Source organism: Phaeovulum sp. W22_SRMD_FR3 (assembly GCF_052113705.1).
Lineage (GTDB): Bacteria > Pseudomonadota > Alphaproteobacteria > Rhodobacterales > Rhodobacteraceae > JBGQOG01.
In genome coordinates this window covers 91,827-113,297 of record NZ_JBGQOG010000005.1, presented here as the reverse complement: position 1 = coordinate 113,297, position 21,471 = coordinate 91,827, and the positions used below count along the sequence as shown (strand labels likewise).

Genomic DNA, 21,471 nt, shown 5'->3' with positions numbered 1-21,471 from the left:
CGGATCACATGCCAAGCCTGGCGATTTCTGCATCGAGCAGAGCAACCAGGTCCGGATCAAGCCGCGCCTTTGTCACGGCGGCGACACCGGCCGTCTTTTCGCGCAAGGCAGCCGCCAGATCGGGGGAAACTTCGGTGTAAGTCATGCCCTTTTCGACCAGCTGGCCCAGCCCCGCAGCATCCTGCTCGGCGGCCAGCCCGCGCTGATAGGCGACCGCGGTCGCCATGGCCTCCCGGACCATCGCCTGTTTGGCTGCGTCCAGACCGTCAAACCAGTTTTTGTTCGACACGACCGAGATGAAGTCAAAGAAATGCCCGGTGTTCGAGACGTATTTCTGCACCTCGGCATAGCCCGCCACATTGATGATCGCAAAGGGGTTTTCCTGACCGTCGATCACCCCCTGCTCCAGCGCGGAATAGAGTTCCTTGACATCCATCGCGACCGGATTGGCCCCCAATGCCCGGAAAGTGGCCAGATGGGTTTCATTCGGCTGCAGGCGGATTTTCAGGCCCTCGATATCCTCCATTTTCAGGATCGGCCGGACATTATTGGTCAGCTGACGAAAGCCGAGCTCCATATAACCCATTGAGGTCATGCCCTCGGCGGCCATCTTTGCATCCAGCGCCGCGCCCACCGGACCATCGACCACGGCAAAAGCGGTTTCGCGGTCGGGGAACTGGAACGGCAGCCCGATCACCTCAAGCTCGGGGACAGTGCGGGTCAGATAGGCGGTCCCGACCCACATCAGCTCAATCGCGCCGATTTTGACCGCCTGCACGTTTTCGGCCGCGCCGCCCAGCTGTTGCGCCGGAAAGATGTTCACGTCGATCTCGCCCCCCGAGAGACGCTCCAGCTCTTCCTCGAACTTCGCCATGGCGAGCGACGAGGAATGTTCGGCCGCAAAATTGCCGGCCACGCGGATCACGTCCTTGGCCTGCGCGGATACGGCGATCAGCGCCAGCGCAGAGGTGGTGAGCAGGGTCTTGAAGAGGGTCATGGGACGTTACTCCTGTGTGTCGAAGGATATCATCTGGGAAGGAAGGGGGGTGGCGGCGGCCCCAAAGGCCCGGGCGGTTCTGGCGCGGATCACCGAGGCAATCTCGGCCAGCGTGGTGATATGTTCTTCGATGGGCGTGGCGCCCAGGCGCCCCTCAAAGGTGGCAAACAGCGACGTCAGATCCGCAACCCGGTGCAGCGCAATGATGAACGGATGCCCAAAGCGCGCCCGATAGGCCGCATTCAGCTGCGTCAGCCGTGCCATGTCGCCCGGCGCAAGCTGCAAGAGGCCAAGGCGGCCCTGCTCTCCCTGCGAGGCGGCGGACATAGACCCCTCGATCGCTTCGCGCCCCGCGAGGTCGGGATGCACCCTGAACAGGTCAAGACGCCGGGCGGCATCGGCGGCCAGAATGGTCTCGATCAGCGCCTCGGCCAATGCCTCGTCGCTCTCGAAGGGACGCGCGTCAACGGTGGCCTCTCCCACCCAGGCCGACCGCTCGACCAGCGGTGCCAGCATCGCAACCGCCTCGCAGCGGGGCGCCTTGTTCAGAAGATCGAGGGGCTGTGTCATGGCGTCAGTGTCTCGGGTCAATGCTGCGTTGACCCCAGTTAGCCACGGGCCTCCGTTGCAATCCATGACATTATCGGCAATCATTCATTCGCAAAATCAGAATGGATACCCGAGCATCAGAAGGGATGTTCTGTGGCCCTGCACCTGACCCCGCGCGGATTGCACTATGTCGAAGCGGTGGCCGAACACGGCTCGATCCAGGCCGCCTCGCGCGCCATCGGCATCGCCGCCTCTGCCATCGACCGGCAAATCAAACTGCTCGAGGACCGGCTGGGCGTCCTGTTGTTTGACCGGATGACCACCGGCATGGCGCTGTCTCCGGCGGGCGAGATGTTCGTCGTGCTGGTCCGGCGCTGGAAAGCCGACGAAAACCGCATCTTGTCCGACGTCAAACAGATGCAGGGCGTCGACATGGGCCATATCCGGATTGTCGCGATGGACAGTCTGGTCAACGGGCTGGTGCCGCGCTTTCTGGCCTGCATGGCCGAAACCTATCCCCGGGTACGGATCGATGTGGATGTGGTCACACCGGATGACGCGCTGATGGCGCTGGAGGAGGGGCAATGCGACATCGCCCTGGCCTTCAACCTGCGCCCGCAGCGCGACGTTCATGTGCTGTGGTCTGCCGAACTGCCGCTTCTTTGCGTCGCCCGGCCGGATCACCCGCTGGCGCACAGCCCGAAAGTGGCGCTGAAGGATGTGCGCGAACATGCCCTTGTCGTCCAAAGCCGCGCCTTGCCGATCCGCCGGATATTGGAGGCGCGGCATTCGTGGATGTTTTCCGACGGCCCGCCCCCGGTGGTGACCAACTCGCTGCAATTGCTCAAGCATCTGGTGGTTGCAGGCAGCCATGTGGCGCTGACGTCAGAGATGGATGCCGCGCCGGAACTTCTGGATGGCCGGATGGTGGCCATCGCGGTGACGGGGATCAATATGCCGGCGCAGAACCTGAGTATCGCCATCAACACAAGGCGCAGCCTGCCGCGAATATCAAAAGTGGTCAGCGATCTTTTGGCGCGCGAAGCACAGGCGCTGCTGGACAATGTGCGCCAACATGCCGCGCGCACTGAAAACCGCGCGTGACATCCGGGCGCAGCGGTGACGGCATCGCGCCTCACCCGGCCCCGGGGCTCTGTCGGCTTCAGCGGCGTCTCTGGGCCGGGTTCTGCACGGCGGATGCGGGCACGGTAACCCCAGGAGGATTAAAATACCCTCGCCCGCAAACGCCCGCCCCCAGGCAGATCCCGCGCGGCCGGCAGATGCGATTTCTAGTAAAGCGCAACCATCTCATAGCCGCTGACATGATAGAGCCGCGCATTGGTCACCGCCTGCCCGGAAATCCAGGTGGTCCGGTCCACGGTGAACAGCGGTGCGTTCGGGCTGACCGACAAGAAGCGCCCCAGGGCTTCGGTCGCGGCGGTGGCTGAAAAGCGCACGGCGGCATCGGTGAACGGCACGGCGCGCACCAGCCATTCATTGGGATTGTCGACGGTGAAATCCGCCGTCTCCGCCTCTGGCACCGCCGCGAGGTTGATCCAGCGATCCTCGAATTGAAACGGCGCATTGTCCGCGTAATGCATGCATTCCAAATGCAGCAGACGCGCGCCCGGCTTCAGCGCCAACCGCGCGCGCAGCCAATCGGGCGCATCCACCACCGCGCGCGACACGAGCGCGTAGCGATAGGCGGCACCCATGGATTCGATTTCCACCCGCAACAGCGGAATCTCGAATTTGATCTGGCGCACCGGCGCGATCTTGACCCGCGTGCCCGCCTTGCGTCGCCGCTCGATGATACCCTCATCGCTCAGCTCGCGCATCGCGCGGCTGATGGTGGCGCGCGCGCAGCCAAATTCCGTCGCCAGATCCACCTCGCCGGGCAGCAAGGCGCCCGGCGCCCAGACATTCGCGCGGATCCGCGCCAGGACTTCCTGCTTCACCTGACGAAAAGTGACTTTCTGGTCCACGATAATTACCATACTCTTATTTTCTATATGTCAGTGCATATTCCGGCACCATACGGCAAGATACCCGAGCACAGAAGAGGCGGGAAATGAATATTATCCACCTATCCGATCTTGTTGAACGGCCTTGGCGCAACGGCGGCGGAATCACCCGCGAGATTTGCGAACGGCACCACGGCACAGAGCTTCTCTGGCGGCTGAGCATGGCCGATGTTGCCGCGGACGGGCCGTTCTCTGATTTCAGCGGGCTGATGCGGGTGCTGACCGTCATTGATGGCGGCGCGATGGAGCTGATCACCCCGGAGGGGCGCCTGATGGCGCACCCCCGAACGCCGGTCCGCTTTGATGGCGGCGTGCCGGTCACCTCAAAGCTCTGCGACGGGCCGTTGCGCGACCTCAATCTGATGTTCGACCCGCGGCGCATCGCGGGCGAGGTGACACTGATCGAGGGGCCGGGACGGCACCGGCTGACCGCAACCGACCGCCAAAGCCATGCACTGCATCAGCTTTCCGGCATGGCAGATCTTGGCGCGAACGGGACGCTGAGCCCGGGCGATACGCTGCTGCTGGAAGCCGCCGCCAGCGCCGACGTGGCACTGGCAGCGGGCAGCGCCGCCGTGTTGATCGCGCTGACGCGGCTTCCCTGACACGATCGCGCAGCATGGCCCCGGCCCATGTGGCCGGAGCCGGTTGCGTCAGCCCGCCAGCAGCGCCGCCACCGCCTGCCGGTAGGCCGGAACGATCTGATCGCGCGCGATATGGCGCCCGCCGCGCACCGCATGGCGGCCCGCCGACCACAGATCGGTCACCACCCCGTCCTTGGCGGCAAAAACCAGCCCATCCAGCAGCTGGGCACGGGTCAGCGCGCAGAGCGCCGGGCTCGTGCTGTCGATCGCCACCAGATCCGCCAGCATCCCCGTGCGAATGGCACCCGCCGCGCGGCCCAGGGCCTGCGCCCCGCCTGTGGCCGCCCCCTGATAGAGCGTGGCCCCCACCGACCCCTCGCCCGCAACCATCACATTGCGGGCCACATCCCGCAGCCGCTGCGAATATTCCAGTGTCCGCAACTCTTCGGTCAGCGAAATCAGCACATTGGAATCCGACCCCACGCCAAAGGCACCCCCCGCCGCAAGATAGCCGGGGCCGTTGAACGGGCCATCGCCCAGATTGGCCTCGGTCACCGGACACAGACCCGCCACCGCCCCCGAGCGCGCCATGGCCAGGGTTTCCGCCTCGGTCATATGCGTCGCATGGATCAGACACCAATCGGCATTGACCGGCGCATGCGCCAAGAGCCACTCCACCGGCCGCGCGCCCAGCCATGCCTCAATATCGCGTACCTCCTGGGGCTGCTCGGCAATGTGGATATGCACCGGCCCCGCCGCATGTGTCGCCAGAACCGCGGCCAGATCCGCAGGGCTGGTGGACCGCAAGGAATGCGGCGCGATGCCCAGGCGCGCGTCAGGCGGCAGATCGGCCAGACCCGCGCGACAATCCTCGACCAGACGAGCAAACCGGTCCACGTCATTGCCGAACCTTTGCTGCCCCGCGCCCAGCGGCACCGCCCCCGCCCCGCCATAGGTATAGAGGACCGGCAAATGCGTCAGCCCGATCTGTGTGGCGGACGCGGCGGCATAGATCCGCTTGCTCAGTTCGGCCAGATCGGCATAGGGCGCGCCGCCCGGTTGGTGGTGCACATAGTGGAACTCGGCCACCGCCGCATAGCCCGCCTCCTGCATCTCCATGAAGACCAGGGCGGCAATCGCCTCCATCTGCTCCGGCGTCAGGCGATTGACGAAAGCATACATCAGGTCGCGCCAGGTCCAGAAACTGTCACGCCCCGCCGCGCGATATTCCGTCATCCCGGCCATGGCGCGCTGGAAGCTGTGGCTGTGCAAATTGCTCAGCGCGGGCAAGAGCGTATCCACCCGCACATCACCCGCCTGCGCCTGCGCCTGCACCGCAATATGGCTGATTTTGCCGTCAGAAACCGTGAGGCGGACGTTTTCGGCCCATCCCGCCTCCAGCAACGCGTGTTTTGCAAAGATCACTTGCGCTTCCTTGTTCTGGCATTATGTCTGGACATAAGAATTATATAAACATACAAGTTGAGTCGAGCGAATTCTTCCCGACCTGCTGAGCTGAGGACCGAATGACCCGTTCCGACCATCTTCTGACCGAACTTGCCGCCGCCACGATGACCGAAGGCGCCACCGCCTATGGGCTGATCGAAGATGCGGCGATTGCGGTGGTGGGGGGACAGATTGCCTGGGTGGGCCCGCGGGCCCAGCGCCCCGCAGTTTTCGCCGACCTGCCGGAAACCGCGCTCGGCGGACGGCTGGTGACCCCTGCCCTGATTGATTGCCACACCCATGTGGTCTTTGGCGGCGACCGGGCGCGCGAGTTCGAGATGCGCCTGAACGGTGCCAGCTATGAAGAGGTGTCGCGGGCGGGCGGCGGCATTATCTCAACCGTTGCGGCCACCCGGGGCGCGTCGGAGGCGGAACTTTTGGCGCAGGCGCTGCCGCGCGTGGATGCGATGCTGGCCGAGGGGCTGGGCACGATCGAGGTGAAATCCGGCTATGGGCTGAACCGGGAGGCCGAACTGGCCATGCTGCGGGTGGCGCGCCGCATCGAAGATCACCGCCCGGTGCGGATTGTGACCACCTATCTGGGGGCACATGCGACCCCGCCCGAATACAGCGGCCGCGTGGATGCCTATCTCGAGGAAATCTGCATTCCCACGATGCACGCCGCCCATGCCGAAGGGCTGATCGACGCGGTGGACGGCTTTTGCGAAGGCATCGCCTTCTCGCCCGCCCAGATCGCGCGGGTGTTTGACGCCGCCAAGGCGCTTGGCCTGCCGGTGAAACTCCATGCCGAACAACTCTCCAATCTGGGCGGGGCCCAACTGGCAGCCAGCTATGGCGCGCTCTCGGCCGACCATATCGAATATCTGGACGCGGCGGGTGTCGCGGCGATGGCGGCGGCAGGCACGGTGGCGGTGCTGCTGCCCGGTGCCTTCTACACCCTGCGCGAAACCCAATTGCCGCCGGTGGATGCCCTGCGCCGTCACGGCGTGCCGATGGCGCTGGCCACCGATTGCAACCCCGGCACCTCGCCGCTGACCTCGCCTTTGCTGACCCTGAACATGGGCTGCACCCTGTTCCGGATGACACCCGAGGAAGCGCTGACCGGCATGACCCGCCACGCCGCCCGCGCCCTCGGCCTGACCGACCGCGGCACCATCGCCGCCGGACAACGCGCTGATCTGGCGGTCTGGTCGGTGCAACACCCCGCCGAGCTGGCCTATCGCATCGGCTTCAATCCGCTTCATTCCCGCATCTTCGGAGGCTCGCTTTGACCACCCTCACCCTCACGCCCGGCGCCGTCACGCTGGCCGACCTCGCCCGGATTTATTGGGAGGAAGCCAATCTGGTGCTGGACCCCGCCTGCCGCCCGGCGATCCAGCTTGCGGCAGACCGGATTGCCACGGCGGCGGCGGGCAATGCGGCTATTTATGGCGTGAACACCGGCTTTGGCAAACTCGCCAGCGTCAAGATCGAGAGCAAAGACACCGCCACCCTGCAGCGCAACCTGATCCTGTCGCATTGCTGCGGCGTCGGCCCCGCGATCCCGCGCCGCCACACACGGCTGCTGATGGCGCTGAAACTCCTCAGCCTCGGGCGCGGTGCCTCCGGCGTGCGTCTTTCGCTGATCGACCTGTTGCAGGATATGCTCGCCAAAGGCGTGACGCCGGTCATTCCCGCGCAAGGCTCGGTCGGCGCCTCGGGCGATCTGGCGCCGCTCGCGCATATGGCCGCGGTGATGATGGGCGCGGGTGAAGCCGAGTTTGACGGCAAGATCCTGCCCGGGGCCGAGGCTTTGGCCGCCGCAGGCCTGACCCCGATCCCGCTCGGGGCGAAAGAGGGCCTCGCGCTGATCAACGGCACCCAGTTCAGCACCGCCTTTGCACTGGCGGGCCTGTTCGGGGCCTGGCGCGCGGCGCAATCGGCACTGGTCACCTCGGCGCTCTCGACCGATGCGATCATGGGTTCCACCGCGCCCTTGCAGCCCGAAATCCACATCCTGCGCGGCCATCGCGGCCAGATCGAGGCCGCCAGCGCCATGCGCGACCTGCTCGCAGGCTCCGCGATCCGCGAGAGCCACCGCGACGATGATGCCCGCGTGCAAGACCCCTATTGCATCCGCTGTCAGCCGCAGGTGACGGGCGCTGCGATGGACATGCTGCGCATGGCCGCCCAGACGCTCGAGATCGAGGCCAATGCCGCCACCGACAATCCGCTGGTGCTGATCGGCGCCGACATGATCGTCTCGGGCGGCAACTTCCATGCGGAACCCGTGGGCTTTGCCGCCGATATGATCGCGCTGGCGATTGCCGAGATCGGCGCCATCGCGCAGCGCCGCGTGGCCCTGATCGTCGATCCGGTGCTCAGCCACAACCTGCCGCCCTTCCTGACCCCCAATCCCGGCCTCAGCTCCGGCTTCATGATCGCCGAAGTGACCACCGCCGCGCTGATGAGCGAGAACAAACATCTCGCCAACCCCTGCGTGACCGACAGCACGCCGACCAGCGCCAACCAGGAGGATCATGTCAGCATGGCCGCCCACGGCGCGCGACGCCTTGGGCAAATGACCGAGAACCTTGAGCGTATTCTGGGGGTTGAGCTGCTCTGCGCCGCGCAGGGCATTGAGTTTCGCGCGCCGCTGACCACCAGCGCGCCGATGGAACGGGTGATCGCCCGCGTCCGCGAAGAGGTGGCGACGATGGGCGAAGACCGTTACCTCGCCCCCGATCTGGAGGCGGCAGCGCAGATGATCCGCTCTGGCGCGGTGGTCGTGGCGACGGGCAGCCCCCTGCCGGAGCTGGGCGCATGACCCCGGTCGAGGTCCATCAGGGCGACAGCCCGGTCGTGCTCGGCCTGCCCCATACCGGCACCTATGTGCCGCCGGACATTTTTGCCCGGCTGAATGCGCGTGGCCAGACGCTCGAGGACACCGACTGGCACATCCACCAGCTCTATGACGGGCTGTTGCCGGGGGCGACCACGGTGCGCGCCACCTTCCACCGCTATGTGATCGACGCCAATCGTGACCCCGAAGGCAACAGCCTCTATCCCGGGCAAAACACCACCGGCCTTGTGCCGCTGACCAATTTCGACGGTGACGACATCTGGACCCAAACGCCGGATGACGCCGAGGTCGCGACGCGCCGGGCCGCTTTTCACGCCCCCTATCACGCGGCGCTGGCGGCGGAACTGGACCGGGTGCGCGCCCGCCACGGCGTGGCGATCCTCTATGACTGCCACTCGATCCGCTCGCAGATTCCGTTTCTGTTCGAGGGCACCCTGCCCGATTTCAACATCGGCACCAATATGGGCACCACCTGCGCCCCTGAGATCGAAACCGCCGTGCACGACATCTGCGCCGAAGCCCGGGGCTATCGCTCGGTGCTGAACGGCCGCTTCAAGGGCGGCTGGACCACGCGGCATTATGGCCGCCCGGCCGAGGGGCTGCACGCGATCCAGATGGAGCTGGCCCAGTCCACGCATCTGCAAACGCAATCGCCCCCCTTTGCTTATGACACCGCGCGCGCCGGGGCACTTCGCCCGATCCTCGCGCGCCTTCTGACCACTTTGGCCGATCTGGCCCCAACCCTTCGAGGCTTGTCATGACCAACCCCATCTCCACCGATCCGCGCAAGAACGCCCGTGACATCTATCCGCCCACCGGCAGCAAACTGACGGCGAAAAGCTGGATGACCGAAGCGCCGCTGCGGATGCTGATGAACAACCTGCATCCCGATGTGGCCGAAAACCCGCATGAGCTGGTGGTCTACGGCGGCATTGGCCGCGCGGCGCGCACCTGGCGCGACTTTGACCTGATCGTGGAGAGCCTGACCAATCTTGAGGAAGACGAAACACTGGTGGTGCAATCGGGCAAGCCGGTGGCCGTAGTGAAAACCCACCGCGATGCGCCGCGCGTGCTGATCGCCAACTCCAACCTCGTGCCGCATTGGGCGACCTGGGACCATTTCAACGAACTCGATAAGAAAGGTCTGGCGATGTACGGCCAGATGACGGCGGGGTCCTGGATCTACATTGGCAGCCAGGGCATCGTGCAGGGCACCTATGAGACCTTCATGGAGGCTGGTCGTCAGCATTACGGCGGCAGCCTGAAGGGCAAATGGATCCTGACCGGCGGCCTCGGTGGTATGGGCGGCGCGCAACCGCTCGCTGCGGTGATGGCCGGGGCCTGTTGCCTCGCGGTGGAATGCAATCCCGACAGCATCGATTTCCGGCTGCGCACCCGCTACGTCGATGAAAAGACGGACTCGCTGGACGAGGCGCTGGAGATGATCGCGCGCTGGACGGCGGCGGGCGAGGCGAAATCCGTGGCGCTTCTGGGCAATGCGGCGGATGTCTTCCCCGAGCTCTATCGCCGTGGTATCCGCCCCGATATCGTCACCGATCAAACCTCGGCGCATGACCCGGTGAACGGCTATCTGCCGCAGGGCTGGACCATGGGCGAGTGGAAGGCCAAGCGCGACAGCGATCCCAAAGCCGTGGCCCGCGCCGCGCGCGCCAGCATGAAAATCCATGTCGCCGCGATGGTGGATTTTTGGAACGCCGGGGTGCCGACCCTCGATTATGGCAACAATATCCGGCAGATGGCGCTGGAAGAGGGGCTCGAAGACGCCTTCGCCTTCCCCGGTTTCGTGCCCGCCTATATCCGCCCGCTGTTTTGCCGGGGGATCGGCCCGTTCCGCTGGGTCGCCCTCTCCGGCGATCCGGAGGACATCTATAAAACCGACCAGAAGATGAAAGAGCTGTTCCCCGAGAACAAGGATCTGCACAACTGGCTGGACATGGCGCGCGACCGTATCGCGTTTCAGGGCCTGCCCGCGCGGATCTGCTGGATCGGCCTCGGCGACCGGCACCGCGCGGGGCTTGCCTTCAACGAGATGGTCGCGAATGGCGAGCTGAAAGCCCCGGTCGTCATTGGCCGCGATCACCTCGATTCCGGCTCCGTCGCCTCGCCCAACCGCGAGACGGAGGCGATGCGCGACGGCTCGGATGCCGTGTCGGATTGGCCGCTGCTGAACGCGCTGGTCAACACCGCCTCGGGCGCGACCTGGGTCAGCATTCACCATGGCGGCGGCGTCGGTATGGGGTTCAGCCAGCATTCCGGTGTGGTGATCTGCGCCGATGGCACGCCCGAGGCCGCCAAACGGCTGGAGCGGGTCCTGTGGAACGATCCGGCCTCCGGCGTCTGGCGCCATGCAGATGCCGGCTACGAGATCGCGCTCGATTGCGCGCGCGAACACGGGCTGAAACTGCCCGCCATTCTGTAACCAAAAAAACCAACCGGGAGACTACCATGACCAATCTTAACGTGAAGGGCACCGCCATGGCCGTGTTGCTGGGGCTGGGGCTGACCGCCCCGGCACTGGCGGACCAATTGGCCGACATCAAGGCCAAGGGCACGATCACGGCGGCCACCGAAATGCACTATGCCCCCTTCGACATGCTGGTGGACGGGGAATATCAGGGCATCGGCCGCGACCTCTTTGACGAGGTGGCCAAGGAACTGGGCGTGAAGGCCGAATATATCGACCTGCCCTGGGCCTCGATCCTGCCGGGCCTGGAGGCGGGCAAGTTCGACATCGTCAACGCCCCGGTGACGATCACCGCCGAGCGGATGGCGCGCTACAGCTTTACCCTGCCCATCGGCAATGCCACCGTTGCGCTGGCGAAACGGGCGGGCGACAGCGCGATTTCCAAGCCGGAAGACATCGCCGGAATGCCGGTCGGCTCGCAAAAGGGCTCGGCGCAGCTCGAGCAGCTCAAGGCGCTCTCGGCCTCGCTGGCGACCCCGGCAGATGTGCGTGAATATGTGAACATCGACGAGGCGCTGGCCGATCTGGCGGCGGGCCGGATCAAGGCGGTGGCCAATTCGATGCCGCTCATGGGCTATGCCGCGATCGAGCGCCCCGAATTGTTCGAGCTGGTGATGCCGCCCTTTGGCGACCCGAAATATTTCGGCTGGGTGGCGCAGCCGGGCGATGACAGCGCAACTCTGGTGGCCGCGATCAACGAGGCTTTGCTGAAAATGCACGCCGATGGCCGTCTGGATGCGATCAACAAGAAATGGCTGGGCGCGGCACCGGAGCTGCCCTCGACCATGCCGGACGTGAAATAAGGCCCCTGTTTCAGGCGGGTCCGGCGTCCGGCCGGGCCCGCCCTCATGATACGCATTCAGGGGCCTGAACCGTGAATTTCTCTTTTGACACCATTCTCCACAACCTGCCCTATCTCCTCGGCGCGGCGAAATGGACCATCTTGATCTCGCTTGCCGGAATGGCGATCAGCATCGTGCTGGGCGTGTTCATCTGCGCCGCCCGGATCTCGAAAAGCGACCTGCTCAGCCGGGGTGCTGCGGTCTACATCAGCTTTTTCCGGGGCGTGCCGCTCTTGGTGCAATTGCTGATGTTCTTTTACATGCTGCCCCATATCGGGCTGGATCTGCCCGCCATTCTGGCCGCGATCCTGTCGGTGGGGCTCTGCTCGGCGGCCTATACCGCTGAAATCCTGCGCGGTGCCTTGCAGACCATTCCCGCCGGACAGACCGAGGCCGCCCATGCGCTGGGGATGCCGCCGCTCTCGCTCTGGCGCCGCATTCTCGTGCCGCAGGCGCTGCGCCTCGGCATGCCCTCGCTGATCAATGAGCTGATCCTGCTGGTCAAGGTCTCCTCGCTGGCCTCGGTGGTGGGCATCGGAGAGCTGACGCGCGTGGCGCAGAACATCACCGGCCAGACCTACCGCCCGCTCGAAATCTATCTGGCGGCGGCGGCACTGTATTTCGTGATCAATTTCGCCATCGCGCAGCTGGGCCGTCTGGCCGAGCGCCGCCTGCAACTGCGCTGAGGAGACCGCCATGGAATTCGATCTTTTCCTGCGCTACGGCCCCGCGCTCTTGCACGGGTTCGGCGTCACCATCCTGTGCTGGATCGTCGGTTCTCTCGGCGGCGCGGTGCTGGGCTTTGCCATCGCCTGCCTTTACCGCTGGGCGGGGCGACCGCTGCGCGCGGTCTTGCAGACCTATATCGAGCTGATCCGCGGCACGCCCTTCATGATCCAGCTCTTCATTCTCTACTACGGTGGCCCCAATGTCGGGCTTCTCCTGACACCGGTTCAGGCCGGGATCACCAGCTTCATCATCTACGGCAGCCCCTATTTCGCCGAGATCTTCCGCTCTGGCTTCAACGCGATCCCGAAAGGCCAGATCGAGGCCGCGCGCTGCATGGGCTTTTCCGAGGCCACCATCATGCGCCGGATCATCCTGCCGCAAACTCTGGTGCTGATCACCGCGCCGTTGACCAATTTCGTGATCATCCTGACCAAGGAAACCGCGATCCTCTCGGTCGTGACGGTGCCGGAACTGCTCTATCAGACGCAGACGATGGCGGCGGAAACCTTCACCTATGTCGAACCCTTCCTCGTGCTGTCGCTCTTCTATTGGCTGCTTGTCGTCCTGACCTCGGGCCTCGGCAAGAAGGTCGAAGCCCGCGCGATGCGCCATCTGAAACGCGCCTGAACCCGCCTTTGAAAGGATCATGGCCATGACCAGCCCTGTCTCAATCCGCCCTGCCCCGCCTGAAGCGCAGGAACCGATCATCACCGTGCGCAACATGTCCAAGACCTTTGGCACGTTTCAGGCGCTGACGGACGTCTCGCTTGATGTGCGCCGCTCCGAGGTGCTGTGCCTGATCGGCCCTTCGGGCTCGGGCAAAAGCACGCTGCTGCGCTGCCTGAACTTCCTTGAGGAATATGACGCGGGCGAGGTGCGGATGAACGGCAACCTGATCGGCTGGCAAGATGCGCCGGGCCTGCCGCGCAAACCGCTGCCCGCAGCGGCCCTGCGTGAGCAGCGCCACCACATCGGGATGGTGTTTCAGCAGTTCAACCTCTGGCCGCATATGTCCGCCCTCGACAATGTCGCCGAGGCCCTGATCCGGGTGCGCAAGCTGCCGAAAGCAGAGGCGCAGGCCCGGGCCCGGGCGGCATTGGAAAAGGTGAACCTTGGCGACAAGGTGGCCAATTATCCCTCGGGCCTCTCGGGCGGTCAGCAACAGCGTGTGGCCATCGCCCGCGCCATTGCCATGGAACCCGATGTGATGCTCTTTGATGAGCCGACCTCGGCGCTGGACCCCGAACTGGTGGGCGAGGTGCTGAATGTGATGAAGCAACTGGCCGCCGAAGGCATGACGATGGTGGTGGTGACGCATGAAATGGGTTTTGCCGCCCATGCGGCGGACCGGGTGGCCTTTTTGGAAAAGGGGCGGCTCGTGGCCTGCCTGCCGCCCGCCGAGATCTTTTGCGAAGCACCGGCAGATCCGCGCATCCGCAGCTTCTTGCAAACCTACCGAGAGCGGAATGTCGTCTGAGCGCCCGCGCCCCCACGGGCACCACCTGCGCTCTGTTGCCCCAGCCTGCGACAGACGCAGGCGACCGGGCCCATATGCGCCAGGCCGTCTGACCAGGACCGGGTGAACCGCCGCCTCCCACCCGGCCCCTCTGACCCGCCCCCTCTGACCCGGGCCCTCCGACCCGGCCCGCATGACCCGGCCCCCGTGCCCCCGCCCGCCCGATCTGAGACCACCCGTCGCGACGGGTGGCCCTGCCCCCGCCTGTCCGGCCCCCAAGCGAGATGAGCCATGACCCAAACCACGCTTCCGTCCCCTGCTGCTGCCCCGCTGGCCACCCCGCATCCGATTCCAGTGCCCCATATCGCCGCCATCGCCTTTCCGGCCTTGCCGATGATGCCCGAGGAAAACGGCGCACCTGCCGCGTCCGTCACCCGGCTGAACCTGAACGAATCCGCCACGCCACCGTCGCCAAAGGCACTGGCGGCGGCACAGGCGGCGCTGGAGGCCGCGCATCGTTACCCCGACCATCATGCGCTTGCGCTGACCACCGAAATCACGGCCCGTACCGGGGTTGCGCGCGACCGGATCGTTCTGGGCAACGGCAGCGGCGAATTGCTGGTGCAATCTGCCCTCGTCGCGCTGAGCGCGGGCGATGCGGCGGTGATGCCCAGCCCGACGTTCCCCACCTGCGGCAAGGGCGTGCAAATGGCGGGCGCGCGGATCATCAACGTGCCGCTGCGGGCGGATGGCGCCAATGACGTGCCCGCGATGCTGGCCGCGCTCACCCCGGACACGCGGCTCTTCTACCTCTGCACGCCCAACAACCCCACCGGCGGACTCCTGAACGCTGCCGATGTGGCGCAGGCCATCGCCGAGGTGCCCGACAGCTGTCTGTTGGTCATCGACGAGGCCTATCACGAATTTGCCGCACAAGAGGGCGGCGATGCGGTGCTGCCAATGCTGGCCGCGCGCAAGGGACCCTGGGTGATCACCCGCACCTTCTCCAAGGCCTATTGCCTTGCGGGGCTGCGCATCGGTTACGCCCTGGTCAGCGACCCCGGGCTGGCCGCGGGTTTCGCGCGGCTGCGGCATAATTTCAACGTCAGCCGCCCCTCTCTCGCGGCGGCCCTCGCCGCGTTGCAAGACGATGCCCATGTCGCGCAATCCATCGCGCGGACGGTGCAGGAACGCCAGCGTCTGGCCGCGGCCCTCGCCCCCCATTGCGCGCAGATCCTGCCGAGTTTCGCCAATTTCCTGACCGTCCGGCTGCACCAGCCCGCCGCGCCCATCGTGGCGGCGTTGCAGGCCGGGGGCATCGCCGTGCAATATCTGGGCTGGCCCGACACCCAGGGCGCGATCCGCATCTCGATCGGCGATGCTGCCGAGAGCGACCGGCTGCTGGCGGCACTGATCGCGGCGGTGGCGGCATGACCATGCAGGCACTACAAGCACTTCAGGCGCAATTGGGCGACAAGGGGCTGATCACCGATCCGGCCGAGATGGCGCGCTATCTGGACGATCCGCTGGGCACGCCCGCCACCTTGCCGCGCATGGTGCTGCGTCCCGCCACGACCGTCGAGGTACAGGCCGCGATGCGCTGGTGTCATGCCCAAGCCATCGCGGTGATCCCGCAGGGCGGCCTGACCGGCCTGACCCGCGGGGCGGCACCACATGATCTGGAACACACGGCGATCTTGTCGCTGTCCAGAATGACCCGCATCCGCGCGCTCGATGCAGCAGGCGCCACGATGAGCGTGGATGCGGGGGCTGTTCTGGGCACGATCCGCGCCACGGCAGAGGCGGCGGACCTGTATTTCCCCCTGTTCCACGGCGCCGTCGGCTCCTCGCAGATCGGAGGCAATCTCTCGACCAATGCGGGCGGCAACAATGCGCTGCGCTATGGCACGGCGCGCGATCAGGTGCTGGGGCTGGAGGTGGTGCTGCCCGATGGCACGCTCTGGGACGGGATGCGCGCCCTGCGCAAGAACACGGCCGGCTATGACCTGCGCCAGATGTTCATCGGCGCCGAAGGGACTTTGGGCATCATCACCGGCGCCGTCCTGAAGCTGCGGCCCGCCCCCCGCAACCGTGCCACCGCCTTTGTCGCGGTGGACAGCCCCACCGCCGCCTTGCAGTTGCTGCACCTGCTCTCACGGCATCTGGGCGAAACCATCGCCGCGTTCGAGCTGATGTCCGAGGGCGCGCTTGCGGCGGCATTGGCGCTGGAGGGCTGCCGCTATCCGCTTGCGGCCCCGGCGCCCTGGGCCGTGCTGATGGAGGCCGAAACCCCGGCGATGCGCCATGATCTGGCGGCCGCCCTTGAGGACGGTCTGGCCGAAGCCTTTGAGGCCGCGCTCGTGCAAGATGCGGTGATCAGCCAGAATGACACCCAGCGCGCCGCCTTCTGGGATCTGCGCGAGGGGATCGCCGGTGCGCTGATTGAGGACAAAAGCTGCCTGAAAAGCGATACGGCCGTGCCCGTCAGTCAGGTGCCCGCCTATATGGAAAACACCGCCCGCGCGGTCTCGGGGTTTCTGCCCGGCATCCGTCCGGTCCCCTTCGGACATCTGGGCGACGGCAACGTGCATTTCAATCTGCTGCGCCCCGAGGATATGGCCCCCGACATCTTCCGCGGCCATTGGCATGCGCTGACGGTCATCCTTGCGCAAGAAGCGATGAAACTCGGCGGCACGCTGAGCGCCGAGCATGGCATCGGGCGGCTGAAGCGGGCGGAGTTTGAGGCGCTGGCCGATCCCGTTGCGCTGGATCTGATGCGGCGGCTGCGGCGGGCGATGGACCCGGCGGGCCGGATGAATCCGGGGGCGATATTCTCCTCGTGAACAGGCCCGCAGGGCTGCCGCGAAAGCCGGGCCGCGTCAGGGCCTGCTGGCTCCCGCGCCCGGATGCGGGGGACGCGTGGTTCCCCCGCCCCCCCATCCGGGCGCGGGCAATCGTCTGGTGCAGCCCCTAGATGCCGTCGCCGCACCAAGGCGCTTTGGTCACCCCTGAGGCTGTCTGTTGTGCGATTTTCGCGCCTGGCGCAGCAGCCAGGACTTGAATTGCATCGTCGCCGGACGGTCCGAGCCACGTTCGGAATGCACCAGCCAATAGCTGTCTTCGCTGGCGACGGGCGGCCCGAACGGCAACCACAGGTCACCACGGCGCAGCTCTGCCTCGACATATTGCACCGGCACCACCGCAAGCCCGAGGCCGGACACCGCCGCCGAAATCAGCATTTCGCTGTGCGGCAGCCGCGGCCCGCGGATCGCACCGGAATGCGGCAATCCCGTGCGCCGCAACCAGGTCAGCCACAAATCGGCGCGGCTGGCATTCTGCAACGTCGGGATCTGATCAAAATCGAGATGCTGCAAAGCGACGCCCCGGGGCAGCAGTTTCGGCGCGGCCACCACCGCCAGTTCCTCCGGGAACAGTTCATAGGACACCGCATCCTTCCAGGAGCCCCTGCCGCGCAAGATGGCCATGTCGATCCTGGTGGTGTCAAAATTGATCTCCTGCGTGGCTGTGGTGACTTCGATCATCACCCCGGGATGCGCCGTCATGAAGCCCTGCAGCCTTGGCGCGAGCCAGCGCGTGGCCAGCGTCGGATGCGCGCAGACCATCAGCGCCTCGTCCAGTTTGCGCCCGCGCACCGTGTCGATCGACGCCTGCTCGATATGGTCCAGAGACTTGGAAACCTCTTGCAGATAGGCGCTGCCCGCATCGGTCAGCACGATCCGGGAGCCGATGCGCTCAAAAAGCCGGGTGCCGAGGAACACTTCCAGATTGCCGATCTGACGGCTGACCCCGCTCTGCGTGATCGACAGATCCTCCGCAGCCTTGGTGAAACTCGCGTGCCGTCCGGCGGATTCGAATGCCAGCAAAGCGGATAGTGACGGTAAATATCTGCGCATCATGCCCTCCATCATGACCAAAAGTCATGCCGGAGTGAGGATTTCAAGAGTTCGCAGCCGCCCCGGTCTCTGTCAGGAGTACGAAGACGGACGACGCAGTGGTTTGGCGCGACGAAAACCGGTCACGCGACGCAGGCAGGCGCACTGGAAATGCATCCTGATAAGGCGGGCGTGTGATCTGATGTCACATGGTTGGCTGCCCATGCGAAAACGTCATTGGACGGCGAGGTCGAAACGAAGATGGCAGTGGACGCGAAACATATCGTGGTGATTGGCGCAGGCGTGATCGGGGCAACGGTTGCGCTGGCCTTGCAGCGCGACGGTCATCGCGTGACAATCGTTGAGCCCTCAACGCCCGGCGGCATTCAGGCCGCCAGCCATGGCAATGGTGCCTTTCTGAGCCCGGCATCAATCATCCCGATGTCGATACCCGGTCTGTGGAAAAAGGTACCCGGCTATCTGCTGGATCCGACCGGCGCGCTGACCATCCGCTGGCGGCATCTGCTGCGATTGTCCCCCTGGCTCATGCGTTTTTTGCTGTCTGGCTGGACCCCTGCCCGGGTCGGGAAAACGGCGGCGGCGCTGGCCGCGCTGCTGGCCGGGGCGCAGGCCAGACATCGCGCCCTCGCGGAGGGCATCGGCCGCCCGGAACTGATCGTGCAAAAGGGGCTGATCTATGCCTTTGCCGACAAAACCGCCTTTGAGAATGACAGCGCGAGCTGGGCATTGCGCCGCAGGTTCGGTGTCCGCATGCAGGAACTGGACGGCACTGAACTGCATGCCCTGCTGCCCGACCTGTCGCAGGCCTATCAATTCGCCATCCTGCTGACCGATGGCGCGCATTGCACCAATCCCGGTGGCTATGTTGCGGCGCTGGTGGCGGCGGCGGTCGCGCAAGGGGCCGACATGCACCGGGCGCGCGCAACCGGCTTTTCGCTGCGCAACGGCAGGTTGATCGCGGTTGAAACCGATGCGGGCGCCCTTGCCTGCGACGGCGCGGTGATTGCCTCCGGGGCCCGCTCGAAGGCCCTGGCCCGTGCAGCGGGCGACCGGATTTCACTGGAAAGCGAGCGCGGCTATTATGTGGAGATCGCGGATCCGGCGGTGCGCCCCGCCATTCCGGTGATGCCGCAGGATGGCAAGATGGCCAATGTCCTGACCGAGACGGGTCTGCGCGCCTCGGGTCAGGTCGAGCTGGCCTCGGCAGATGCCGCGCCCGACTGGCGGCGGGCCGATATCTTGCTCGGTCATCTGAAACGCGCCTGGCCCGCGCTGGACCGGCCCGAAACCGATGCCAAGGTCAGCCGCTGGCAGGGGAACCGCCCCTCGACGCCGGATGGTCGCCCGGTCATTTGCGTCGCAAGCGGCTGCCGCCAGATCATCCATGCTTTCGGACATGGGCATATCGGGCTGGCATCTGCGCCGATGACCGCCGAGATCGTGGCGGATCTGATCGCGGACCGGCCCCCCGCCATCGACATCGCCCCCTTTGCCGCAACGCGTTTCTGACCAACGCGCGGTGGCTCCCCACTTTCACCCCCTCCCCCCAATGCTCATCCCGAAGGGTCGTCGGCATCCATGCTTCGGGTCTTTGCCCTGATCCGGGTGACGCGGGATAATCACCACGCGCGCGCGGGTTAACAGGCGTTTGGGGTCGGCCCTGACCGCAGAAGGCCACAAAGCGGCGGACCCTCGGCTTTGCCGCAATGGTCCTGTCCCGGGCTGTTCTTGCCAACAGCCTTGGCTATAATGCGGGGTATCGAGCGGGCCGCAGGGCCAAACAGGTACTTCCGGCATGACTTTTTGTCATGGATGCGCAATTATTCCAAGGTAGGCGGCCAGCCGACCATCTGGCATCAATGTCCAAGAGGGCGATGAAATGCTCCAGACTGCCCGTCACCGGGTACAAACGCGTCACCAACAGAGAGAATGCACATGAAAACAACCGTCTCCTTTGTCGCCTTGCTCAGCACCCTGTCCGCGGGTGCCGTTTGCGCCGAAACCTGGGATATGCCGGTGGCCTACCCGGCCAACAATTATCACACCGAAAATGCCGTGGCTTTTGCCAATGACGTGAAAACCTGCTCGAACGGCGCGCTGGAGATCACCGTGCATCCGGGCGGTTCGCTGTTCAAAGGCGATGAGATCAAACGCGCCGTGCAACTGGGCGAAGCGCAGATCGGCGAGCGGCTGCTCTCGGCGCATGCCAATGAAAACCCGATCTTTGCCTATGACTCGATCCCCTTCCTTGCCAGCTCGTTCGAGGCCTCGGACAAGCTGCGCGATGCGGCGAAACCGGTGTTGGCGAAGGTTCTCGCGGCGCAGGGCGTGACCTTGCTCTATTCGGTGCCCTGGCCGGCGCAGGGGATGTATTTCGACAAGGAAGTGAACAGCGTCGCTGATATGAAAGGCGTCAAGTTCCGCGCCTACAATGCCACCACCGCCCGCGTGGCCGAGCTGTCGGGCATGGTGCCGACGCAGATCGAAGCGGCCGAGCTGAAGCAGGCGCTGGCCACCGGCGTTGTTGAATCGATGATTTCCTCCGGCTCGACCGGTGTCGACGAGAAGGTCTGGGAGGACATGAGCCACTTTTACGATGTGAAAGCCTGGCTCCCGCGCAACACAGTCTTCGTGAACACCGAAGCCATGGCCGCGCTGCCCGATGAGGTGCAGGACTGCGTGACCAAATCCGCAGAGGTCGCGCAAACCCGTGGCACGGAAGTGGCCGCCTCGCTCGCCGATGGCTTTGTCAAAACGCTGGGCGACAATGGCATGAGCATCGGGATGCCCTCCGAAACGCTGGCCGCCGACCTGTCGGCGATCGGCGCCACGATGACGACCGAATGGCTTGCCGCGACAGGTGATGACGGCAAGGCGATCATCGACGCCTATAAAGCACAGTAAGGTCCCTGGCCCCCGCAGCGACCGCGGGGGCCTTGCCTTGGCATGCCCATTCCTCCCCCTTCCCGTCGCGTCTTTCTGCGCGCCGCCACAGAAAGCTGACCATGAGATTTGCCCTCGACACGCTCTACAAAATGACCGGCTATGGGGCGGCCCTCGCCCTGTTGGCAATCCTCGGTCTTGTCATTGCGCAAATGGTGGCCCGCTGGCTGGGCCTGTTGTTGCCCGGTGGCGCGGCCTATGCCGGGTATGCCATGGCCTCGGCCTCGTTCCTCGGGCTGGGCTATGCCTTCACCCGGAACGAACATATCCGCGTCAGCCTGTTTGTTGAGCGCAGCGGCACCTGGCGCCGCGGGGCCGAAATCTGGTGCTATACGGTGGCCTCGGTCGTGGGGGTCTTCTTTGCCTGGTATGCGCTGCGCACCCCCTGGCTCAGCCACAAGCTGAACGATGTCTCGCAGGGGCAAGACGGCACGCCGCTGTGGATTCCACAAATTCCGATGGCGGTCGGGGCCACGGTGCTGGCCATCGCCTTGCTCGACAACCTGCGGCAGGTGCTCTTTACCAACAGTCTCGGCGTTGACAGCCCGGCGCAATCGCCGCTGCGCGACATCTTTGCCCATCGCAAATTCCGCCTCGCGCTGTTCGGGGCGTTTTTGCTGGTGATCTACGGCGCGGTGC

Annotated in this window: 19 protein-coding genes and 1 pseudogene; 15 read left to right on the top strand and 5 right to left on the bottom strand. The window is 65.3% G+C overall.

Features of this window, described 5'->3' with window-relative positions; all coding sequences use genetic code 11:
* Positions 1–4 precede the first annotated feature (4 nt).
* Both ACEN2S_RS08615 and uraD read right to left on the bottom strand, forming a co-directional pair.
* On the bottom strand, positions 5–997 hold the full coding sequence (locus ACEN2S_RS08615) for a TRAP transporter substrate-binding protein (RefSeq protein WP_441865016.1): 993 nt from the start codon (positions 995–997) through the stop codon (positions 5–7).
* Between the two features lie 6 nt (positions 998–1,003).
* Positions 1,004–1,567, bottom strand: coding sequence for a 2-oxo-4-hydroxy-4-carboxy-5-ureidoimidazoline decarboxylase (uraD, locus tag ACEN2S_RS08610; RefSeq protein WP_441865014.1), 564 nt, complete (start codon positions 1,565–1,567; stop codon positions 1,004–1,006).
* Positions 1,568–1,699: 132 nt separating this feature from the next.
* On the opposite strand from uraD, the gene ACEN2S_RS08605 reads away from it, so the two are divergent.
* Positions 1,700–2,650: a LysR family transcriptional regulator gene (locus ACEN2S_RS08605; protein ID WP_441865011.1), complete on the top strand. Its 951-nt coding sequence runs from the start codon at positions 1,700–1,702 to the stop codon at positions 2,648–2,650.
* Between the two features lie 185 nt (positions 2,651–2,835).
* Here the strand turns inward: ACEN2S_RS08605 and ACEN2S_RS08600 are convergent, their stop codons facing one another.
* Complete coding sequence (locus tag ACEN2S_RS08600; RefSeq protein WP_441865008.1) at positions 2,836–3,543, bottom strand: UTRA domain-containing protein; 708 nt, start codon at positions 3,541–3,543, stop codon at positions 2,836–2,838.
* 74 nt (positions 3,544–3,617) lie between these two features.
* Here ACEN2S_RS08600 and ACEN2S_RS08595 point away from each other — a divergent pair, with 74 nt between their 5' ends.
* Positions 3,618–4,175 (top strand): HutD/Ves family protein, encoded by a 558-nt coding sequence (locus ACEN2S_RS08595; RefSeq protein WP_441865005.1) that lies wholly within the window; start codon positions 3,618–3,620, stop codon positions 4,173–4,175.
* Positions 4,176–4,223: 48 nt separating this feature from the next.
* On the opposite strand, the gene ACEN2S_RS08590 is transcribed toward ACEN2S_RS08595, so the two are convergent.
* Positions 4,224–5,579 carry a formimidoylglutamate deiminase gene (locus ACEN2S_RS08590; RefSeq protein WP_441865003.1) on the bottom strand — a complete coding sequence of 452 codons (1,356 nt, stop codon included), beginning with the start codon at positions 5,577–5,579 and terminating at the stop codon, positions 4,224–4,226.
* 101 nt (positions 5,580–5,680) lie between these two features.
* On the opposite strand from ACEN2S_RS08590, the gene hutI reads away from it, so the two are divergent.
* The 10 genes from hutI to ACEN2S_RS08540 all read left to right on the top strand — a co-directional run bounded on the left by hutI (position 5,681) and on the right by ACEN2S_RS08540 (position 16,818).
* Positions 5,681–6,892 carry an imidazolonepropionase gene (hutI, locus tag ACEN2S_RS08585; protein WP_441865000.1) on the top strand — a complete coding sequence of 404 codons (1,212 nt, stop codon included), beginning with the start codon at positions 5,681–5,683 and terminating at the stop codon, positions 6,890–6,892.
* The gene (gene hutH, locus ACEN2S_RS08580; RefSeq protein ID WP_441864997.1) at positions 6,889–8,427 is read left to right on the top strand and encodes a histidine ammonia-lyase; all 1,539 of its coding nucleotides are present in this window, start codon (positions 6,889–6,891) and stop codon (positions 8,425–8,427) included. Before hutI ends, hutH begins: the two co-directional genes overlap by 4 nt.
* A complete protein-coding gene (gene hutG, locus ACEN2S_RS08575) occupies positions 8,424–9,224 on the top strand; it encodes an N-formylglutamate deformylase (RefSeq protein ID WP_441864995.1) in 801 nt (266 codons plus the stop codon). Before hutH ends, hutG begins: the two co-directional genes overlap by 4 nt.
* Positions 9,221–10,903: a urocanate hydratase gene (gene hutU, locus ACEN2S_RS08570; RefSeq protein ID WP_441864994.1), complete on the top strand. Its 1,683-nt coding sequence runs from the start codon at positions 9,221–9,223 to the stop codon at positions 10,901–10,903. The genes hutG and hutU overlap by 4 nt, the downstream gene beginning before the upstream one ends.
* Before the next feature lie 26 nt (positions 10,904–10,929).
* Positions 10,930–11,751, top strand: a complete 822-nt coding sequence (locus ACEN2S_RS08565; RefSeq protein ID WP_441864991.1) for a transporter substrate-binding domain-containing protein — start codon at positions 10,930–10,932, stop codon at positions 11,749–11,751.
* A 71-nt stretch (positions 11,752–11,822) separates the two neighbouring features.
* On the top strand, positions 11,823–12,476 hold the full coding sequence (locus tag ACEN2S_RS08560) for an amino acid ABC transporter permease (protein ID WP_441864988.1): 654 nt from the start codon (positions 11,823–11,825) through the stop codon (positions 12,474–12,476).
* 10 nt (positions 12,477–12,486) lie between these two features.
* Entirely contained in the window at positions 12,487–13,146 is a 660-nt protein-coding gene (locus ACEN2S_RS08555) for an amino acid ABC transporter permease (protein ID WP_441864985.1), read from the top strand.
* Positions 13,147–13,240: 94 nt separating this feature from the next.
* Positions 13,241–13,996 (top strand): amino acid ABC transporter ATP-binding protein, encoded by a 756-nt coding sequence (locus ACEN2S_RS08550; protein WP_441865500.1) that lies wholly within the window; start codon positions 13,241–13,243, stop codon positions 13,994–13,996.
* 270 nt (positions 13,997–14,266) lie between these two features.
* Complete coding sequence (locus ACEN2S_RS08545) at positions 14,267–15,409, top strand: pyridoxal phosphate-dependent aminotransferase (RefSeq protein ID WP_441864982.1); 1,143 nt, start codon at positions 14,267–14,269, stop codon at positions 15,407–15,409.
* Positions 15,406–16,818 carry an FAD-binding oxidoreductase gene (locus ACEN2S_RS08540; RefSeq protein ID WP_441864979.1) on the top strand — a complete coding sequence of 471 codons (1,413 nt, stop codon included), beginning with the start codon at positions 15,406–15,408 and terminating at the stop codon, positions 16,816–16,818. Before ACEN2S_RS08545 ends, ACEN2S_RS08540 begins: the two co-directional genes overlap by 4 nt.
* 159 nt (positions 16,819–16,977) lie before the next feature.
* Here the strand turns inward: ACEN2S_RS08540 and ACEN2S_RS08535 are convergent, their stop codons facing one another.
* Positions 16,978–17,889, bottom strand: coding sequence for a LysR substrate-binding domain-containing protein (locus tag ACEN2S_RS08535; protein WP_441864976.1), 912 nt, complete (start codon positions 17,887–17,889; stop codon positions 16,978–16,980).
* Positions 17,890–18,135: 246 nt separating this feature from the next.
* Between ACEN2S_RS08535 and ACEN2S_RS08530 the strand changes: the two genes are divergently transcribed.
* The 3 genes and pseudogenes from ACEN2S_RS08530 to ACEN2S_RS08520 all read left to right on the top strand — a co-directional run.
* On the top strand, positions 18,136–19,398 hold the full coding sequence (locus ACEN2S_RS08530) for an NAD(P)/FAD-dependent oxidoreductase (protein ID WP_441864974.1): 1,263 nt from the start codon (positions 18,136–18,138) through the stop codon (positions 19,396–19,398).
* 420 nt (positions 19,399–19,818) lie between these two features.
* Positions 19,819–20,793 (top strand): TRAP transporter substrate-binding protein, encoded by a 975-nt coding sequence (locus ACEN2S_RS08525; protein ID WP_441864972.1) that lies wholly within the window; start codon positions 19,819–19,821, stop codon positions 20,791–20,793.
* A gap of 101 nt (positions 20,794–20,894) precedes the next feature.
* Positions 20,895–21,338, top strand: a pseudogene (locus ACEN2S_RS08520) (TRAP transporter small permease); the annotation flags it as partial.
* Positions 21,339–21,471 lie beyond the last annotated feature (133 nt).

What these genes read in the sequence shown, in the direction of transcription:
- ACEN2S_RS08535 (WP_441864976.1), bottom strand. Translation starts at nt 17,889, where the DNA reads ATGCGCAGATATTTACCGTCACTATCCGCTTTGCTGGCATTCGAATCC.
- ACEN2S_RS08600 (WP_441865008.1), bottom strand. Translation starts at nt 3,543, where the DNA reads ATGGTAATTATCGTGGACCAGAAAGTCACTTTTCGTCAGGTGAAGCAG.
- hutI (WP_441865000.1), top strand. Translation starts at nt 5,681, where the DNA reads ATGACCCGTTCCGACCATCTTCTGACCGAACTTGCCGCCGCCACGATG.
- ACEN2S_RS08565 (WP_441864991.1), top strand. Translation starts at nt 10,930, where the DNA reads ATGACCAATCTTAACGTGAAGGGCACCGCCATGGCCGTGTTGCTGGGG.
- ACEN2S_RS08615 (WP_441865016.1), bottom strand. Translation starts at nt 997, where the DNA reads ATGACCCTCTTCAAGACCCTGCTCACCACCTCTGCGCTGGCGCTGATC.
- ACEN2S_RS08525 (WP_441864972.1), top strand. Translation starts at nt 19,819, where the DNA reads ATGCACATGAAAACAACCGTCTCCTTTGTCGCCTTGCTCAGCACCCTG.
- ACEN2S_RS08555 (WP_441864985.1), top strand. Translation starts at nt 12,487, where the DNA reads ATGGAATTCGATCTTTTCCTGCGCTACGGCCCCGCGCTCTTGCACGGG.
- ACEN2S_RS08540 (WP_441864979.1), top strand. Translation starts at nt 15,406, where the DNA reads ATGACCATGCAGGCACTACAAGCACTTCAGGCGCAATTGGGCGACAAG.
- hutU (WP_441864994.1), top strand. Translation starts at nt 9,221, where the DNA reads ATGACCAACCCCATCTCCACCGATCCGCGCAAGAACGCCCGTGACATC.
- hutG (WP_441864995.1), top strand. Translation starts at nt 8,424, where the DNA reads ATGACCCCGGTCGAGGTCCATCAGGGCGACAGCCCGGTCGTGCTCGGC.
- ACEN2S_RS08550 (WP_441865500.1), top strand. Translation starts at nt 13,241, where the DNA reads ATGTCCAAGACCTTTGGCACGTTTCAGGCGCTGACGGACGTCTCGCTT.
- ACEN2S_RS08545 (WP_441864982.1), top strand. Translation starts at nt 14,267, where the DNA reads ATGACCCAAACCACGCTTCCGTCCCCTGCTGCTGCCCCGCTGGCCACC.
- ACEN2S_RS08595 (WP_441865005.1), top strand. Translation starts at nt 3,618, where the DNA reads ATGAATATTATCCACCTATCCGATCTTGTTGAACGGCCTTGGCGCAAC.
- uraD (WP_441865014.1), bottom strand. Translation starts at nt 1,567, where the DNA reads ATGACACAGCCCCTCGATCTTCTGAACAAGGCGCCCCGCTGCGAGGCG.